Raw genomic sequence first — 17,376 nt, 5'->3', positions numbered from 1 at the left:
GAGGCGCGTATGCGCATATTATTGGTTTTAACCTTAGCGTTGACGCTTTGTGCGTGCGCGAGCAACCAGCCCGATGACCGCTGGCTGCAGTGGGCGGCCGCTGAGCGGGCCCGGCAAGACAGGTTATCGATGCAGGCGGCTAGCTGCGAGACCGACCTGTGCCGGGTGATGGTCGCTCAGGAGGGCAACAAGGTGACAACCCCGCAACCACGGAACGACTATCACCCGGCCTGGGGGCTGCTGGATAAAACCCTCTCGGTGGCGCTGCCTATTTATGGCTCGTACCTGGTTGGCGAGCAGTGGTCAGACGCATTGGTAGGCGTAACGGGTGCGGTAACGTCAATGGAGCGCAGTTATATCGACAACTCGTTATCTGTTGGGGGCGATCAGATTGGTGGCGACCGTGTTAACGACCATAGCACTTATGCTGGCCGAGATTTGATTAGCGGGCGACAGGTCAATGACTCGAGTACCAATATCGGCGGGGATAGCGTAGGTGGCGACCAGTGGCACGGTGACCGATACGCGGATAGCTGCCTGGGTGACAGCTGCGCCAACTACTCGCCAGGGCCAGTGGACAACAGCCGCTACAGCGACGCATCGGATAACCGGACGACAACACCCTAGTAATAAAAGCGGCGACGGCACCGGTGCTGTAACACCGCTGCCGACGTCGATTAGCAGAACCAGGCTGCAAACCGACCAAGACCGCCCACTCTCGCGAGAGTAGGCGCATGTTACCAGAATGAAAAAGGTTTGCGCACAATGGAAGATGTTAGATGTTATGACTGCGGCCGTAAGCTGGCCGTAGCAGATTTTAAAGAGATACAGATCAAATGCCCGCGCTGTAAAGCGCTTAATCATCATGTGAAGGCCACCGAGCCTCTGGACGGAAGCCCCGGAGGCAATAATGGCAAACCCAATCATTCCATGGATCGGCGGAAAGCGTAGGCTTGCAGACCGTATATTCCCGCTGTTCCCTAGTCACAAGTGCTACGTTGAGCCGTTCGCTGGAGGAGCGGCTTTGTTCTTCTTGCGGCCGAACCCAGCAGACGTGGAGGTGTTAAACGATATCAACGGTGACCTCGTTAACCTATATCGTGTTGTGCAGCACCACCTAGAGGAGTTTGTACGGCAGTTTAAGTGGGCCCTGAGTTCACGCCAGGTGTTTAAGTGGCTGCAGGACACGCGGGTGGAGACATTGACCGATATTCAGCGAGCAGCTCGGTTTTACTACTTACAGCAGTCAGCCTTTGGGGGGCTAGTTGAGGGCCAAACTTACGGTACCGCCACTACAACCCCGCCGGGCCTTAACTTGCTGCGCTTAGAGGAGCAGCTCTCGGCCGCGCATCTACGGCTATCCAGCACGTTCATCGAGCACCTGAGCTGGGCTGATTGCATTAAGCGCTACGACCGGCCGCACACGCTGTTCTACATGGATCCGCCGTACTGGGAAACCGCTGGTTACGGCGTGGTGTTTGGCTTTGAGCAGTATGAGCAGATGGCCAAGGTACTGGCCAGCTTACAGGGTAAGGCAATTATCAGCCTGAATGACCACCCTGACATCCGCCGGTGCTTTGCAGACTTCCACATCGAGACGACCGATATCAAGTACACCGTGAACGGTGGTAAAGGTAGCCAGGCGAAGGAAGTGCTGATATTCAGTTGGGATGTGGCTGCGGAACCGGCTGGATTGTTTTAAGATAACACCCAAATTCACGAGCATGGAGTGCCGTATGGCTGACTTAGAGCTACCCAACATACCCAAATTCAACGTTTTAAAGTGGGCAGTTCCTCTGTCTCTAGCGATATTAACCTTGGCGACGTTGTTCTATATAGCTAAGTTCTGGAGCTACGATATCAGTGATAGTCCAGAGCAGTGGGGGCAGCTGGGCGATTACCTTGGGGGGCTGGTGAACCCTGTAGTGGGACTAATCACGGTAATTCTCCTTGTTACCAGCCTTAGGCAGAACCAGGTTGCACTGGCTCAGTCTAGAGCTGAATTAGAGCAGGCACGGATAGCTATCGAGCAAGCTACGGCCACCCAAAAGGCTACGGAAGAGTCTTTGGTTAAGCAGGTTGAGATAGCGGAGCAAACGCGAAATATCAACACGGTTATCGCATTATGGCGTGCCCAGATGGAGATATTAAACGAAACTGAGGAGCGCGAGAGAAAGGGTGAAGCAAACAGCCCAGAAAAAGTTGCAAAATTCAATAAAATTAAACGAGATGCCGCGTCTAAGGGAAGTACCCTAAAGGGAATAGTTGATGGCGAATACCAAAGGCTAGTTAAGCAGTATACTAAATGACAAAAACACACAGCGAAATTCCGTTTCGCTGTGCGTTACATATGAAGATGGCAATTTATCGCGCAGTATTCGCCCATTTATCGCGCGCGGCATCAACAAACGCTGAGTCGTTACAAATGATCCACTATGGGCCAGCACAAGAGTATGCCGCTCACTTTGATGCCTGGGATCCGGCGACCGAGAGGGGTGAGCGCTGTATGGCTAAAGGGGGGCAGCGGTTAGTAACCTGTTTGCTGTATTTAAATGATGTTGGCGCGGGCGGTGCTACCGGGTTTCCGGAGTTAGGGCTAGAAGTGCCCGCCAAGCGTGGCCGGATGCTGGTGTTTTACAATTGTTACCCGGGTACCAATGTGCGCCAACCAAAAAGTTTGCACGGCGGCTTGCCGGTGCTCAGGGGCGAGAAATTGGCCTGTAACTTTTGGTTTAGGGAGCGCGCGGTACAGCCGTTGCGAGATTGAAGGCGCGGCTTAAGTGTCGCTAGCGCGATAGCGCAGTGTGCTAAACAACGCCCAAATAAACGCGAGTAGGGCGCCGCTCACGGCGCCGTATATATGCGCGATGGATACTACCGGCCCGGCAATAAGCACTTCGGTGGTACTGTTGCCGCCGGGGATAATCTGTTCGTAGCACAGCTTAATGGTAATCGCGATAATACCCGCCCAGCCGGCGGGTAGGTTTTGCGCGCACAGAGGCGCCAGTCCAAATACCAGTAATCCGTGCAATACCCCCGACAGGCCGACGTAATAGCTTATATTGGGCTGCCATATGTAAAGTGATAAAGAAATACTCAGGCCGATTAACGCTCCAGCCAACATCCAAGAGGTACGGCTGCGCTCGGTCCCCACCCAAAATATAATCAGCCACAGTCCGGCTAAATTGAGCAGCCCGTGAATTAAGTTTAGATGTACTAAGTGGGCGCTAAACAGTCGCCATACTTGCCATTGGTCGATGGCGCTGCGCTGGTATTGCAATAGCGGGTTGAGCGTCTGACCAGCAGCGGCAAGCCCCGCCAGTGTCAAGGCGCTAATAAGCATAAAAATAATGATGGTGCGGAGTCTCGGTGACATGCGGCTACTATAGCGTAATTGCCGCCGTGCTTCACCGGTGCGATAACCTGGTAGTCCCGTGCCGTACGAGGGGTTGTTAACGTGTCTGAAAGTCGTTTTGGGTGAGCTCGTTATTGGGGATTGTGTCATCCAATTTGCCCTAGCGCTACCCGTAGACCAGATCGGCGCTAACTGGCATAATCAGCGCCCAATTTTCATACACATGCCCAGGTGACTTTGCCCCACGGGAGCCCGCGAATGAAGGGAGCCCTGCAAGTAGGAGTCCGCGTAGGTGGGTGTGCACCTTTAATCCCGACTGATTCAGAGGATTGCTATGCAACCATCGGTGAAACCGCAAAACCCTAACTTCTCATCTGGCCCCTGCAGCAAGCGCCCGGGCTACGACGTTAATCAGCTGGATCTCGCCACGCTTGGCCGCTCACATCGCTCAGGCCTGGGTAAGGCGGCGCTGGGTCGCGCCTGCGAGCAAACCGCGAAGTTGCTCGGCCTACCAGAAGGTTATCGGGTAGGCATTGTTGCCGGCTCCGATACCGGCGCGGTTGAAATGGCCATGTGGTCGATGCTGGGCCAACGCCCGGTGGATGTGATGCAGTGGGAGTCTTTTGGTAAAGGTTGGCTAACGGACGTTACCAAGCAGCTTAAGCTTGAAAATGTCACCGCGCTTGAAGCCGATTACGGCGAGCTGCCAGACCTGAATAAACCTAACTTTGATCACGATGTAATTTTCACCTGGAACGGTACGACCTCGGGCGTGAAAGTTCCCAATGGTGATTGGATTGCCGATGACCGCCAGGGCTTAACGATTTGCGACGCGACTTCAGCGGTATTTGCGATGGAGCTGCCCTGGGAAAAGCTCGATGTCATTACGTTCAGCTGGCAGAAAGTGCTGGGCGGCGAAGGTGCCCACGGGGTGCTGATTTTAGGCCCCCGCGCCGTTGAGCGCCTGGAGACTTACACCCCACCTTGGCCGCTGCCTAAGTTGTTCCGTATGACCAAAGGCGGCAAGTTGATCGAGGGGATATTCGAAGGCGCGACGATTAATACGCCTTCTATGCTGTGTGTGGCTGACTACCTGGATGCCTTGGATTGGGTTGAGTCGATTGGCGGCACCACAGCGGCCATTGCCCGCAGTGAAGCTAACTTGGCGGTGCTGGAAAAGTTTGTCGCCGAGAACGAATGGATCGAATTTTTAGCCAAAGATAAAGCCACACGCTCCAACACCAGTGTGTGCTTTACCCTAGATGCCAGTGAAGAGCAGGTGAAGGCACTGGTTAAGCTGCTCGATAGCGAAGGCGTTGCCTATGATATCGGGGCTTACCGCGATGCTCCTCCGGGGCTTCGTATCTGGTGTGGTGCCACCGTCGAGGCGGCCGACCTTGAGGCATTAATGCCTTGGCTCGAGTGGGGCTATAAGCAAGTCACCAGCGCTTAATCCGCCGCTTAGATCGATTAAAACCTCGCAGGCGCGGTACGATACCGCGCCTTGAATGTCTCACCTTTAGACATTGGATACGCTCATGTACAAGATCAAAACCTATAACAAAATCTCTGTAAAAGGCCTGGATCGCTTTGACCGCAGTAAGTACGAAGTGGCCAGCGACATTAACGCCCCCGATGGCTATATTTTGCGCAGCCATAAGCTCCACGACGAAGCGCTGCCTGAATCTGTTAAAGCTGTCGCCCGTGCCGGAGCCGGTACCAATAATGTGCCAGTGGCCGATTACACAAAAAAAGGTGTGGTGGTATTTAACGCACCCGGCGCCAACGCCAACGCCGTAAAAGAGCTGGTGATCGCCGGTATGCTACTGGGTTCGCGGGGCATTATCCCCGGCATGAACTGGGCTCAGTCACTCACTGACATGACCGACGCGGCCGAGATGAGCGCGTTAATGGAAAAACAAAAGTCCACCTTTGCCGGCAGCGAGCTTACCGGTAAAACGCTGGGTATCGTGGGTTTAGGGGCGATCGGCTCGTTGATAGCCGATACCGCGTTGGCACTGGGTATGAACGTCATTGGTTACGATCCGGCCCTGTCGGTTGAGGCTGCCTGGCGCCTGCCTAGCCAAGTGGCGCGTGCTGAAAATTTGCAGTCGCTGCTGGCCCGCTCGGATTACATTACCCTGCATGTGCCGGCGATTGAGGCCACTCACCACCTGATCAACGAAGAGTCGATTAAGTCGGTTAAAGAGGGCGCAGTGCTGCTTAACTTTGCCCGCGAGGCCATCGTCGATGCCGCCGCCGTGGTGCAGAGCTTAGACGCCAAGCGTTTGCGTATGTACATCTGTGACTTTCCCGAGCCGATCCTACTGGGGCGCGATGACGTATACGCCATGCCGCACATCGGCGCCAGTACCGCAGAAGCGGAAGAAAACTGCGCCATTATGGGCGCCGATCAGCTGATGGATTACCTTGAAAATGGCAACATTAAAAACTCGGTAAACTTTCCCACCGTGCAAATGGATCGCACCGGCCAAGGGGCGCGTATTACCTTTTGTAACGATAATGTATCCGGTGTGCTGGGGCATGTGTTGTCTGCCTTGGCGGACAATAACGTCAACGTGGTGGATATGGTAAACAAAAGCCGTGGTGATATTGCCTACAACATTATCGATGTCGAGCAAGCTCCGGCCGATGACGTGGTGGCGGCGATTAAAGCCGTGGAGCATGTTATCTCGGTGCGCGTAATCTGAACGGAGCACGGGGGACGGTTAACGGAGAAAGATAGCGTTTGACGGATTAAATCCGGTATTATTTTCGTACCCGTACCCGTACCCGTACCCGTACCCGTACCCGTACCCCGGAGATGCCCATGTACAAGCTTGTGTTTTTTGTACCTGACTCTCACCTGGAGCCGGTAAAGCAGGCAGTGTTCGCCGCCGGTGCCGGCAAGATTGGCGATTATGACCAATGTTGCTGGCAAGTGCTGGGGGAGGGGCAGTTTCGCCCTCTCGCCGGCAGCCAGCCTTTTAGTGGCCAGCAGAATCAACTTAGCCGTGACCCTGAGTGGCGCGTCGAACTGGTGTGTACTGCAGAGCACATTCGCGCGGCCAAGCAAGCGTTAATCGACGCTCATCCCTTTGAAGAACCTGCCTACGATATCTGGCCACTGGCCGATGTTTAATGCCGGCTGGGGTCGGCTAACGCGGCAATTACACCCCATCGACACGTTGCGCCAGCAGCAACCGCGAGCGGGTGAGGCGGCAGTGCTTATCGGCTTAATCGAGCGGGCCGGCACGGTGGAGGTGATTTTAACCAAGCGTGCTGCACATATGCTGCAACACCCCTCTGAGGTGGCTTTTCCCGGTGGCAAATTTGAGCCCGGCGACACAGATCTCATTGCCACTGCCTTGCGTGAAGCCCAAGAAGAAACCCATTTAAGCCCCGACAGGGCCGCCTTGCTAGGCGCGCTGCCTGCGCGCTATACCCGGGCGGGGGTTCGGGTAAGTGCTGTGGTGGCGCAAATTGCGCCAGGGGCGGCATTAATTCCGGACCCTGCAGAGCTAAGTGCGATTTTTACCGCGCCAATTACGCTTTTTCAGCCGGCCGGGGCCGATAGATTTGATACCATCGAGCGTCAGGGAGTACGCTATCAAATACCCGCCTATCGTTATGACGGCTACGATATTTGGGGGTTGACCGCACTGTTGGCAACTGAAGTGGCAAGTGTGTTTTTAGGGGCGCGCCGGTAAAGCGACGTGGTCTATAATCAGGATGATTCATCGGGTATGATCAAACCCGATAACAATAACTGGGAGTGAGGCGGTATGACATTAGAGTGTAATCGCACAGTGGTGGAGGTATTTACCGAAACCTGCAGTCAGTTTGCCGACAGCCCGGCATTTACCTGCTTGGGCCATACCTTAACCTTTCGCGATATTGATAATTTATCGGGGCGGTTTGCAGCTTATTTACAACACAACACCAATTTAAAGCCCGGCGATCGAATCGCCGTACAACTGCCCAATGTGCTGCAATACCCCGTCGCGGTGTTTGGTGCGTTGCGCGCGGGCATGATAGTGGTCAATACCAACCCGCTGTACACCGCCTCAGAGCTTAAACACCAGTTGAATGACTCGGGCGCTAAAGCATTGGTGGTGTTGGCTAATGTCGCCGGTGCCGCCACCGAAGTGGTGCCCGAAACTGGCGTTGAGCAAGTGATTGTGACAGAGCTTGCCGATTTGCACCCGCCGCTAAAATCGCTACTGATCAACTCGGTGGTGAAATACATCAAAAAAATGGTACCGCCATTTAATTTTACGAACAGCTGCTCGTTTAAGTCAGTTATTAAAGCCGGCTCGGCGGAGCTAACGCCTCACCAGGCGAGCCCCGACGATGTGGCGGTTTTACAGTACACAGGTGGCACCACTGGGGTCGCCAAGGGTGCGATGCTGACTCACCGTAATCTTGTGGCCAATATGCTGCAGGTAAACCAGCAAATGGGCGATGTGTTTCGGCAAAATCAAGACATCTTTGTTGCGCCGTTACCGCTGTACCATATTTACGCTTATACCATTCACTGCATGTGCGCTTTCTCGCTTGGTAATGAGAACCTGTTGATTCCCAATCCGCGAGATATTCCGGGCTTTGCCAAAGCATTAAAGGGTGTGCCTTTTACCTGTTTTGTGGGGCTTAACACCCTGTTTAATGCGCTGTGCCGCAACGACGATTTTCGCGCGCTGGATTTTAGTCATATGCGCTTATCTTCGTCGGGCGGTATGGCGTTAACGCATCACGCGGCGAAACAATGGGAGGAGGTGACCGGTACGCCGGTGTGCGAAGGTTACGGCTTAACCGAAACCTCGCCGGTAGTCTGTATCAACCCGCGCTATGGTATTCGTTTGGGCACCGTGGGCCTGCCAGTACCTGAAACTGCGGTTAAGGTCATCGACGAAACCGGCGCCGATTTAGCGCTGGGTGAGGCCGGTGAGCTATGCGTCAAAGGCCCGCAAGTAATGAAAGGCTATTGGAACCGTGACGACGCAACCCGTGAGTCGATCGACTCGGACGGTTGGTTGAAAACCGGTGATATTGCCACCATCGACGCTGACGGCTACGTAAAAATAGTTGATCGTAAAAAAGATATGATTAACGTCTCGGGTTTTAAAGTCTTCCCCAACGAGGTAGAGGACGCGCTGGCCGAGCACCCGGATATTGTCGAGGCGGCCGTTGTGGGTGTTGCCGATGAAGAGAGCGGCGAGCTGGTGAAAGCCTTTGTGGTTAGCACCAACCCCTCGCTCAGCGAAAAAGAAGTGCGTGAGTTTGCGCGGCAATCGTTAACGGCTTATAAAGTGCCCAGCTCGGTGGAGTTTCGCGATGAGCTGCCTAAAACCAATGTGGGTAAAGTGCTGCGTCGCGAGCTGAAATAACCCTTACCTACCCAACCCTATACGGACCTTAACGTAACAACGATGGAAGTAAACCAATATTATTTATGTGGCTGTAATGGCTTGAAGGTTTGGGTTGATAAGGTTTCTTTGCTATGAGTCGCACCGCGCTTATTTTATCGGGTGGCGGTGCGCGGGCGGCGTATCAGGTAGGCGTTTTACAGGCGTTGGCCGAAATCTTGCCGGCCGATATTGAAAATCCTTTTCCGGTTATTTGTGGCACGTCGGCCGGCGCCATTAATGCCATTGCGCTGGCCGCCCACCCGGGCAATTTTCGCGAATCGGTGACGGAGCTTGCCGATATTTGGCGCGGTTTGTCGATTGGCGATGTGTACCGCCACGGTTGGTCGGATTTTGGGCGAGGGTTTGGCCGGATATTTTTATCGCTGTTTAACGAGGGTATTGGGCGCAAACGGCCATTGAGCTTGCTGGATAATTCCCCCTTGTGGGATTTATTGGCCCGTAAGATAGAGTTTGCCAATATCGCCCGTAACATCGAATCAAAAAAACTGCACGCCGTATCGATTACCGCGATGGGCTATAGCTCGGGGCGCTCGGTTAGCTTTTTCCAGGGCCACGACCAACTAGAGGGCTGGAAGCGCTTTCGTCGCGCCGGCGTACCTACCGATATTCACCTGGAGCACTTGCTCGCCTCGTCGGCGATTCCTACCATCTTTCCCACCGTGCGTATTGCCCAGGAGTATTATGGCGATGGAGCCTTGCGGCAGTTGGCGCCTATCAGTCCGGCGTTGCACTTGGGCGCCGAGGCGCTGTTTGTGATCGGTGTTAGTGGCAACCGCCATCCCAGCCGTGGTGCCAACAAAGCGGTGATGCCTGTGCGCCATTCGCCCTCTATGGGACAAATTGTGGGGCACTTGTTGAACAGCGCGTTTATTGATGCGCTGGAGAATGATATAGAGCACATGGAGCGTTTAAACCGCTTGCTGGAGTTGATTCCGCCCGATGTGCGCGCGGCCGAAAACCTTGGCTTAAAGCCGGTGAGCAATATGATTATCTCGCCCAGCAAAGGCGTCGATGCCATTGCCGGGCGCAAGGTGCGTTACCTGCCGCGCAGTGTGCGTTTCTTTTTACGTGCCATTGGTGCCACTACCAAAAGTGGTGGGGCGACGGCGGCCAGCTACCTGTTGTTTGCCAACCCTTTTATCTCCGAGCTTATGGAGCTGGGGTATCAGGACACGATGTGGGAGTCAGGCAACGTACAGGCTTTTTTTAACCAACAAAAAAATCCCCAAGCGTAATCTACGTTTGGGGATTTATCGTGTGCGGCTAACGGCGCTAAGCGTTAATTGGCCAATGTTCAAGCGTCAGCGATGTCTCATCCGCCACCAGGCACCAGGCATTGTCGTGCCAGTCTCCCAGTACTATTCGCTCGGCGGCTACGCCATCAACGGTTAACGGGTGACGCTCGGGGCGATGAGTGTGGCCGTGAATCATTAAGCTGGCACTGTGCTCGCGCAGTACTTCCACGACTGCCTCGGGGGTCACGTCCATGATGTCTTCGGGTTTGGAGCTGTTCATGGTTTTGCTTTTAGCGCGCAGTTGCTCGGCCATGGCCCGGCGCACTTGCAGTGGCTGAGCCAGCGCTTGTGCCTGCCACTCGGGCGAGCGCAGCTGCGCTCGCAGCGCCATGTAGGGCTCATCACGGGTACACAGGCTATCGCCATGGAGTAACACCGTGGTTTTACCGTACAGCTCGATGACGGTCGGGTCGGGTAGCATGGTGCCGCCGGCTCGGTTTGCAAAGTCGTGACCCAATACAAAGTCACGGTTGCCCGGCATTAAATAAATGTCTACCCCGGTATCGGCCAGCTCGCGCAATTTGGCTGCCACCTCGTGCCCCAAGGGTGCATCATCGTCATCACCAATCCAGGCATCAAAAAAATCACCGAGTATATACAGCGCTTGGGCGCTGCGTGCCCGGCCCGCTAAGAAGGCATAAAACGCCTGCACAGCCGCCGGTTCGGCCGCGTGCAGGTGCAGGTCTGATATGAACAGTGTGGTCATATCTAGCCGTTTACGGTGACGTTTTCGATCACGATGGTGTCAACCGGTACGTCTTGATGGAAGCCTTTGCTACCGGTTTTAACGGTGCGGATTTTATTGACCACGTCCATGCCGTCGGTGACTTTTGCGAATACGCAGTAGCCCCAACCCTGAGCATTTTTGCCCGAGTGGTTCAAAAAGTCGTTGTCTTGCACATTGATAAAAAACTGTGAGCTGGCGCTGTGTGGATCGTTGGTGCGCGCCATGGCCACGGTGCCGGCCAGGTTTTTCAGGCCATTGTCGGCTTCGTTCTCAATAGGAGCACGGGTTTCTTTTTGCTCCATGTTTTCATCCATGCCGCCACCCTGGACCATAAAACCGTCGATAACGCGGTGAAAAATGGTGCCATTGTAAAAGCCGTCTTCGGCGTATTGCTTAAAGTTGGCGGCGCTTTTGGGCGCGTTGTCAAAATCCAGCTCTAAAGTGATATCGCCGTAGTTGGTGTGCAGGGTAATCATAGTGGTTCCTTAGGGTCTACCTGAAAAGGCGCTAATGATACGATGCCGGGGCCGGTTACGGAACCCGCATCAAGGCTCGTTACAAGAGTTGGGGCAGGCGTTGGCGCTCGGGAGGGGAGCAAACCGGCACTGTATTCACCGGGCCACAAGGCTCATATGCCAAAATGCAAGTTTACCAGATCGCTCATTGTAGTGCTTAGCAGGCGCCTGCGTATGAGCGATTTGGGGGCAAAATAATGGGTCGTGACGTCACATTAGTGTCGCCGCGCCTCGCCTGTGGAGAATGCAATGTGTAGACTGCACAGCTGCGATACTTTGCGCCTTGCCCGCTGGGTAAGCGCAGGTAAGTGCTCGGCACATACTGACAAGAAAGGCGGATAAACCCTTGGCAGCAGGAAAATTTATAACCATTGAAGGCACAGAAGGTGTCGGTAAAAGTACGAATTTAGCTTTTGTGCACGATTGGCTAACAGCCCGCGGTATTGATGTTCTGGTTACCCGAGAGCCCGGCGGCACGCCCCTGGCCGAGCAGCTGCGTGAATTATTACTCGCCACACGGGAAGAGCCGGTGGCCCATAACGCCGAGCTGCTTATGGTGTTTGCCGCCCGTGCCCAACACCTAGAGCAGGTTGTTAAACCCGCTTTGGCACAGGGCCGATGGGTGTTGTGTGATCGCTTTACCGATGCCACGTACGCATATCAGGGCGGCGGCCGTGGTTTGGATAAAACCGTCATCAGTGAGCTTGAGCAGCTCGTGCAGGGCGCACTGCGACCGGATCTAACCTTGGTGTTGGACATTGAGCCCGAGCTCGGCTTGCAGCGCGCTGCCGCGCGAGCGGAGTTAGACCGATTTGAGCGCGAGGATATTGCGTTTTTTAATCGTGTGCGTCAGGCGTATCGCGAGCGGGCCGAGGCTAATCCGGCGCACTATGCCCAGGTCGATGCCGGCCAACCGTTGAGCGATGTGCAAAGCGATATCGAGGCTTGCTTAAAGCGTCTCTTAAGTAAGCCGTTTTAGGGTTAAAGGCACAGCCCACGGCCGATTTGCGTTTCGCGCGCTAAAAACCCGCCGGTGACTCAATAACCACAGGCTCGTCGCTGTGGGGGTGCGTAAACTCTATGTATTCCGCGTGCAGCAACAGCCGCTCGCTGGCAGCAATAACGGGCTCGGGCGCGTACAAGGTATCGCCAAGTATAGGGTGGCCCAGCTCACGCATATGCACCCGCAATTGATGCGAGCGACCGGTTACCGGGGTTAGCGCGACGCGGCTTTGCTGGTTTGTTTCATCGCGGCGCAGCACACGGTAATGGGTTAAAGCCGCTTTGCCGTTGTCCCAGTCCACCATTTGCCGCGGGCGGTTGGGCCAATCACATATCAATGGCAGCTCGACCGACCCCTCATCTTGCTCGACCAGCCCAGCCACCACGGCGATATAACGCTTGCTGACGGTTCGGGTTTCAAACTGGCGGCCAATGTGGCGCAGCGCTTCGTAGCTTTGCGGCACAATCACCAACCCGGAGGTGGGCTGATCCAACCGGTGAACCACACGACTGTTGGGGTGACTTACCAGCAGTCGGTTGATCAGGCAGTCTTGTTTGTCGGGCCCGCGGCCCGGCACTGTGAGTAATCCCGGCGGTTTATTGGCGACGATAAAGGCATCATCCTGATACGCCAACGGAACAGTGAGCGGGGGGGGAACTTGGGTCATAGCAAAGCTCGGCAAGCGGGTGTGGCGCCATTATCCCAGACATGCTGATTCACACAAGGGCGATTATCGCCAAATGTGCCGCCACTTGGTAAGCTGCGCTTTCGCAAGTTTGGATGATATTACCCATGAGTGATTTTCCGGCGCTGCCGTACCCTTGGCAACAAGAGGTGTGGCAGGGCTTTATACAGCAGTTTAGCGATAACCGCTTGCCCCACGCACTGATGTTGGCCGGTTCGCCCGGGTTGGGTAAGCGCCACCTGGCGCGGGCCATGGCGCAGTATGTTTTGTGTCAGCGGCCCGTGTCTGAATCCGCCTGCGGTAAGTGCAAATCGTGTGAGCTTAACCGAGCCGGTACTCACCCGGATTTAATACAGCTAGCGCCGGCCGAGCCGGGCAAAGCGATTCGGGTGGATGATGTGCGGGCACTTACCGAGGCTCAGGGCAAAACTGCCCAGCAGTCGGGGTACAAGGTAGTGACCCTAATGCCCGCTGAGGCTATGAACAGCAATGCCGCTAACGCGCTGCTGAAAACCCTGGAAGAGCCGGCCGCCGATACCTTACTGATTTTAGTAACCGACGCCCCAAGCGGCGTACTGCCGACTATTCGCAGCCGTTGCCAGTTGCGCACCATGGCAATACCGCCCAACGAACAAAGCCTGCATTGGCTTACGCCCTTAGTGTCGGGTTCAGGTCACAGCGCGGCCGAGCTACTGGCTTTAACCCGTGGGGCGCCTCTGGCGGCGCGTGATTTACTGGAAGGCGATGCCCTTGATTTGCGCGCGCGCTGGAGCTCCGATTTAATTCAGCTAACGCTGGGACAAACAGATACGCTAAGCGTTGCAGCTGGTTGGCAAAAAGGTGATGGCCGTGCCGTTTTAGAGTGGTTTAGCGGTTGGCTACACGATTTAGCCTGCTGGCAGGTGGGCGCCGAGCGAGCGCGCTTTGCCGATATCGACCCCGGTTTAACGAGTGTACTTAAGGGCATCTCACCGAGCTTGTTGCACCGCTTCCAGGAAAAACTACTGCACAGTAAAAAGCTGCTTAACAGTGGGGCTAACCCCAATGTGCAGCTTTTATTAGAAGAGCTGCTGATGGATTGGGGCGTTTTACTGCGCGCAAGGGCAGGCTAGTGTGTTTTTTAATCATCGCGTAAGCCGCTCTGGTGAGCTTTACATTTGTTGGCAAATTACTGAACTGCCGCCCACAAAAATGCAGCGCGCTATGATAATGTAAATTAGATACTTGCTTTCAGCCCTTTGGTTAATGAGTCCGTTGCTATGATAAAAAATCTCTCAGGTCTATTCAGAATTTGGCTGCTCGCGCCGGCCTTGGGGCTTTCGCTTGGGCTTATCTCGGCCGTGGCGAGTGCCAATGAATCGGACGACAGCTCCGCATCCGACCCGCAGTTTCAGGCATGGCTGGATGAGCTCTACCAAGAGGCGGAAACCCGCGGCATTAGCGAGCAAACGTTGCAGCAAGCGTTTTCAGAGATTACTCCACCGGTAAAGCGTATTATCAAAACCGACCGCAATCAGGCTGAAGTGGTGCAAACCTACGACAGCTACTTGAGTGCCCGTTTAAGTGACTGGAAATTTACCACCGGCCGTAAACTTATGGCGGAAAATACCGAGATGCTTAATCAAGTCGCAGCAAAGTACGGTGTACAACCGCGCTTTTTAGTGGCTATTTGGGGTATGGAGACCAACTATGGTACGTACCCTATTAAAGAGCCTATTTTTAACGTGTTAGCCACGCTGGCCTACGACAAGCGCCGCGGGCCGTATTTTCGCAAGCAGTTTTTAGCCGCGCTGGATATGCTCGATAGTGGGTTTCCCACCTACGATCAGTTAAAAAGCTCGTGGGCTGGCGCCATGGGACAGTCGCAGTTTATGCCCGAAAGCTACCAGCAGTACGCTGTGGATTTTGACGGCGACGGTAAGCGCGATATCTGGGACACCAAGGCCGACGTGTTTGCCTCTATTGCCAACTACTTTAGTGTGCGCGGTTGGCGTGATGATCAAACCTGGGGGCGGCCCGTTACCTTACCCCCTGGAGGAGAGCAAAGCTTGCCCGCCGATCAGGCCGCCGGTTTAACGCCGGACTCAGACTGCAAACGCTTCAAAAGCTTAGGTGTTTGGCGTGATCTGCGTGAGTGGCAAAAGCTCGGCGTACGTCGAGCCGACGGCTCAGACTTGCCGGATGTATCGATTCCGGCCGCGCTGGTGCTCGCCGATAAGGGCGACAATCGAGGCTATATCGTCTACCGTAACTTTTGCACCATCATGAGCTTTAATCCGGCGTTTAAATACGCGCTCTCTATTGGTTTACTGTCGGACGAGCTGCAGTAATGGCATCCGGCTCGCCTCTCACCGTCGATTACTACAGCGACGTATTATGTGTTTGGGCCTGGGTGGCACAGCAGCGGGTAGATGAGTTGCTAACGCAAATGGAAGGCTCGGTAGCTCTGCGCTATCACTGTGTGGATGTGTTTGGTGATGTGCCGGGTAAAATAGCCAGTAACTGGGCTGAACGCGGCGGCTATCAAGGTTTTGCCGAGCATGTCGCCCACGCGTTGGCTGAGTATTCTGACTTTACGTTGCACCCGGATGTTTGGACGCGGGTACGCCCTGTGAGCTCTGCCAATGCCCACTTGCTAATCAAAGCCGTTGAGTCGGTTTACAGCCCCGAGGCCGGTGCAATTATGGCGCGGGCTTTGCGCCAGGCGTTTTTTAGCAACGGCCAGGATGTCGCGCAGCTAAGCGTGTTGGCGCAACTTGCCGACGAGGCAGGTTTCAGCTGGTCAACACTGCAACAACCTATCGATAATGGCGCCGCGATGGCCGCCCTGATGGGAGATTATCAGCGCGCTCGTGCGGCGGGTATTAAAGGCAGCCCGTCCTATGTGTTAGACGGTGGTAGGCAAGTGCTGTTTGGCAACGTTGGTTATCGGGTTATCCGCGCCAACGTCGAAGAGTTACTGCATCGCCCACCAGACAGCGCCAGCTGGTGCTAAAGGTGTCAGCGACGGGGCGGGCGCTGGACACGGTGCGGCTTATCCATTACCTTTGATGGTCAAACGTAACCGTATAAACAATTAAGCTGTCTCAGCAGCACTTCTTGATCGGATCGATTCTATGCAAGCACTTGGCGGCGCCCGCAACGGCATTCTCTCTCTGACGATTAAAGACAAAGCCGTACTCTATGCTGCGTATATGCCCTATGTGCTGAACGGTGGGCTGTTTATCCCCACCAATAAGCCTTACAAGCTGGGCGATGAAGTGTTTATGTTGCTCAATCTTATGGATGAGCCGGAAAAAATCCCTGTGGCCGGCAAAGTGGTGTGGGTAACGCCTAAAGGCGCTCAGGGTAATCGTGCGGCTGGTATCGGCGTACAATTTACCGACGAAGACAACACCGCTGTCACTAAAATTGAGAACTACCTGGCCGGCTCGCTCGAGTCCGACAGGCCCACCCACACGATGTAACACAGTGCTCCCGGCGCTGCCTTCAACCTAAATTCACGCTAAAGATGGTGACAATATGCTAGTGGACTCCCATTGCCACCTGGACAGAATTAACCTCGACCCCTACGACGGCCAGCTTGAGCAAGCCCTTGCCGCCGCTCACGCGCGCGACATAAAGCAAATGCTGTGCATTAGTATTAGCCTGGATAATGTCGAGCAAGTCATTCAAATTGCCCAACAAAACCCATCCGTTTTGGCCTCAGTGGGGGTGCACCCGTGCGATGTTTCGGCCGGCACCGCGACTCGCGAGCAGCTAACTGAATGGGCCGGGCGCGATAAAGTGGTCGCCATTGGCGAGACCGGCCTTGATTACTACCACGAAACCGACAGTGCTGAAGAGCAAAAAGCCAGCTTTGCGCTGCACCTTGAAGTAGCCGGGCAGGTGGGGCTTCCTGTGGTGGTGCATACTCGCAACGCGCGTCAGGATACCCTCGATTTAATCAAAGCCCACAGCAACCCCGAGCACGCCGGTGTGCTGCACTGCTTTACCGAATCCTGGGAGATGGCACAGGCGGCCATGGAGATGAATTACTACATCTCTCTGTCGGGCATCGTTACCTTTAAAAACGCCAAAGAGCTGCAAGAGGTGGCGCGTAATATGCCGCTCGATCGATTGCTGGTCGAGACCGATTCGCCCTATTTGGCACCGGTGCCGTATCGCGGTAAGCCCAACGAGCCGCAATACGTGCGCGAGGTCGCCGAATTTGTCGCCGACTTAAAAGGCATCAGCTACCAGCAGCTGGCCGAAATCACCACCGAAAACTTTTACCGTTTGTTTAATCGCGCGCAGGCCCATCGCCCGCAGTAACGCCTTATTAAATAACACGCTCATTAAAAAATACTGAGGATTTGTCCGTGTCA

Annotated in this window: 21 protein-coding genes; 17 read left to right on the top strand and 4 right to left on the bottom strand. The window is 54.8% G+C overall.

What is annotated here, in order from left to right; genetic code table 11:
* The first annotated feature begins 9 nt into the window (after nucleotides 1–9).
* From SD69_RS13235 to SD69_RS13220, 5 genes are all read left to right on the top strand, one after another.
* Nucleotides 10–627 (top strand): hypothetical protein, encoded by a 618-nt coding sequence (locus SD69_RS13235; protein ID WP_041523588.1) that lies wholly within the window; start codon nucleotides 10–12, stop codon nucleotides 625–627.
* 138 nt (nucleotides 628–765) lie between these two features.
* Nucleotides 766–951 carry a Com family DNA-binding transcriptional regulator gene (locus SD69_RS19205; protein WP_084591578.1) on the top strand — a complete coding sequence of 62 codons (186 nt, stop codon included), beginning with the start codon at nucleotides 766–768 and terminating at the stop codon, nucleotides 949–951.
* Nucleotides 911–1,702, top strand: a complete 792-nt coding sequence (locus tag SD69_RS13230; RefSeq protein ID WP_041523587.1) for a DNA adenine methylase — start codon at nucleotides 911–913, stop codon at nucleotides 1,700–1,702. Before SD69_RS19205 ends, SD69_RS13230 begins: the two co-directional genes overlap by 41 nt.
* Before the next feature lie 34 nt (nucleotides 1,703–1,736).
* A complete protein-coding gene (locus tag SD69_RS13225) occupies nucleotides 1,737–2,309 on the top strand; it encodes a hypothetical protein (RefSeq protein ID WP_041523586.1) in 573 nt (190 codons plus the stop codon).
* The gene (locus tag SD69_RS13220) at nucleotides 2,306–2,767 is read left to right on the top strand and encodes a prolyl hydroxylase family protein (protein WP_052481154.1); all 462 of its coding nucleotides are present in this window, start codon (nucleotides 2,306–2,308) and stop codon (nucleotides 2,765–2,767) included. The genes SD69_RS13225 and SD69_RS13220 overlap by 4 nt, the downstream gene beginning before the upstream one ends.
* A 9-nt stretch (nucleotides 2,768–2,776) precedes the next feature.
* Here SD69_RS13220 and rrtA read toward each other — a convergent pair whose 3' ends face one another.
* Nucleotides 2,777–3,376, bottom strand: a complete 600-nt coding sequence (rrtA, locus tag SD69_RS18180; RefSeq protein ID WP_052481153.1) for a rhombosortase — start codon at nucleotides 3,374–3,376, stop codon at nucleotides 2,777–2,779.
* Nucleotides 3,377–3,689: 313 nt separating this feature from the next.
* Between rrtA and SD69_RS13210 the strand changes: the two genes are divergently transcribed.
* The 6 genes from SD69_RS13210 (at nucleotide 3,690) to SD69_RS13185 (ending at nucleotide 10,019) form a co-directional block, all read left to right on the top strand.
* On the top strand, nucleotides 3,690–4,808 hold the full coding sequence (locus tag SD69_RS13210) for a phosphoserine transaminase (protein WP_041523585.1): 1,119 nt from the start codon (nucleotides 3,690–3,692) through the stop codon (nucleotides 4,806–4,808).
* Between the two features lie 85 nt (nucleotides 4,809–4,893).
* Complete coding sequence (locus tag SD69_RS13205) at nucleotides 4,894–6,066, top strand: 3-phosphoglycerate dehydrogenase family protein (RefSeq protein ID WP_041523584.1); 1,173 nt, start codon at nucleotides 4,894–4,896, stop codon at nucleotides 6,064–6,066.
* A gap of 119 nt (nucleotides 6,067–6,185) precedes the next feature.
* On the top strand, nucleotides 6,186–6,497 hold the full coding sequence (locus SD69_RS13200) for a Nif3-like dinuclear metal center hexameric protein (protein ID WP_041523583.1): 312 nt from the start codon (nucleotides 6,186–6,188) through the stop codon (nucleotides 6,495–6,497).
* The gene (locus SD69_RS13195) at nucleotides 6,490–7,065 is read left to right on the top strand and encodes an NUDIX hydrolase (RefSeq protein WP_084591576.1); all 576 of its coding nucleotides are present in this window, start codon (nucleotides 6,490–6,492) and stop codon (nucleotides 7,063–7,065) included. The genes SD69_RS13200 and SD69_RS13195 overlap by 8 nt, the downstream gene beginning before the upstream one ends.
* Nucleotides 7,066–7,140: 75 nt before the next feature.
* Entirely contained in the window at nucleotides 7,141–8,742 is a 1,602-nt protein-coding gene (locus SD69_RS13190; RefSeq protein WP_041523582.1) for an AMP-binding protein, read from the top strand.
* A 113-nt stretch (nucleotides 8,743–8,855) separates the two neighbouring features.
* Nucleotides 8,856–10,019: a patatin-like phospholipase family protein gene (locus SD69_RS13185; protein ID WP_041523581.1), complete on the top strand. Its 1,164-nt coding sequence runs from the start codon at nucleotides 8,856–8,858 to the stop codon at nucleotides 10,017–10,019.
* 37 nt (nucleotides 10,020–10,056) lie between these two features.
* On the opposite strand, the gene SD69_RS13180 is transcribed toward SD69_RS13185, so the two are convergent.
* Nucleotides 10,057–10,785 (bottom strand): UDP-2,3-diacylglucosamine diphosphatase, encoded by a 729-nt coding sequence (locus SD69_RS13180; RefSeq protein WP_041523580.1) that lies wholly within the window; start codon nucleotides 10,783–10,785, stop codon nucleotides 10,057–10,059.
* Between the two features lie 2 nt (nucleotides 10,786–10,787).
* Nucleotides 10,788–11,282 (bottom strand): peptidylprolyl isomerase, encoded by a 495-nt coding sequence (locus SD69_RS13175; RefSeq protein WP_041523579.1) that lies wholly within the window; start codon nucleotides 11,280–11,282, stop codon nucleotides 10,788–10,790.
* 385 nt (nucleotides 11,283–11,667) lie between these two features.
* On the opposite strand from SD69_RS13175, the gene tmk reads away from it, so the two are divergent.
* A complete protein-coding gene (gene tmk / locus SD69_RS13170; protein ID WP_041523578.1) occupies nucleotides 11,668–12,300 on the top strand; it encodes a dTMP kinase in 633 nt (210 codons plus the stop codon).
* A gap of 40 nt (nucleotides 12,301–12,340) precedes the next feature.
* On the opposite strand, the gene SD69_RS13165 is transcribed toward tmk, so the two are convergent.
* Nucleotides 12,341–12,991: an RluA family pseudouridine synthase gene (locus tag SD69_RS13165; RefSeq protein WP_041523577.1), complete on the bottom strand. Its 651-nt coding sequence runs from the start codon at nucleotides 12,989–12,991 to the stop codon at nucleotides 12,341–12,343.
* Between the two features lie 125 nt (nucleotides 12,992–13,116).
* On the opposite strand from SD69_RS13165, the gene SD69_RS13160 reads away from it, so the two are divergent.
* The 5 genes from SD69_RS13160 (at nucleotide 13,117) to SD69_RS13140 (ending at nucleotide 17,323) form a co-directional block, all read left to right on the top strand.
* Nucleotides 13,117–14,121, top strand: coding sequence for a DNA polymerase III subunit delta' (locus SD69_RS13160; RefSeq protein ID WP_041523576.1), 1,005 nt, complete (start codon nucleotides 13,117–13,119; stop codon nucleotides 14,119–14,121).
* Between the two features lie 147 nt (nucleotides 14,122–14,268).
* Nucleotides 14,269–15,339, top strand: coding sequence for a lytic murein transglycosylase (locus SD69_RS13155; protein ID WP_052481152.1), 1,071 nt, complete (start codon nucleotides 14,269–14,271; stop codon nucleotides 15,337–15,339).
* Nucleotides 15,339–16,004 (top strand): DsbA family oxidoreductase, encoded by a 666-nt coding sequence (locus tag SD69_RS13150; RefSeq protein ID WP_041523575.1) that lies wholly within the window; start codon nucleotides 15,339–15,341, stop codon nucleotides 16,002–16,004. The genes SD69_RS13155 and SD69_RS13150 overlap by 1 nt, the downstream gene beginning before the upstream one ends.
* Before the next feature lie 121 nt (nucleotides 16,005–16,125).
* Nucleotides 16,126–16,476 (top strand): PilZ domain-containing protein, encoded by a 351-nt coding sequence (locus tag SD69_RS13145; protein ID WP_041523574.1) that lies wholly within the window; start codon nucleotides 16,126–16,128, stop codon nucleotides 16,474–16,476.
* Nucleotides 16,477–16,531: 55 nt separating this feature from the next.
* Nucleotides 16,532–17,323 carry a TatD family hydrolase gene (locus SD69_RS13140; RefSeq protein ID WP_041523573.1) on the top strand — a complete coding sequence of 264 codons (792 nt, stop codon included), beginning with the start codon at nucleotides 16,532–16,534 and terminating at the stop codon, nucleotides 17,321–17,323.
* The last annotated feature ends 53 nt before the right edge of the window (nucleotides 17,324–17,376 follow it).

Source organism: Gilvimarinus agarilyticus (assembly GCF_000832015.1).
GTDB classification, from domain to species: Bacteria; Pseudomonadota; Gammaproteobacteria; order Pseudomonadales; family Cellvibrionaceae; genus Gilvimarinus; species Gilvimarinus agarilyticus.
This window is presented reverse-complemented; position numbering and strand designations above follow the sequence as displayed.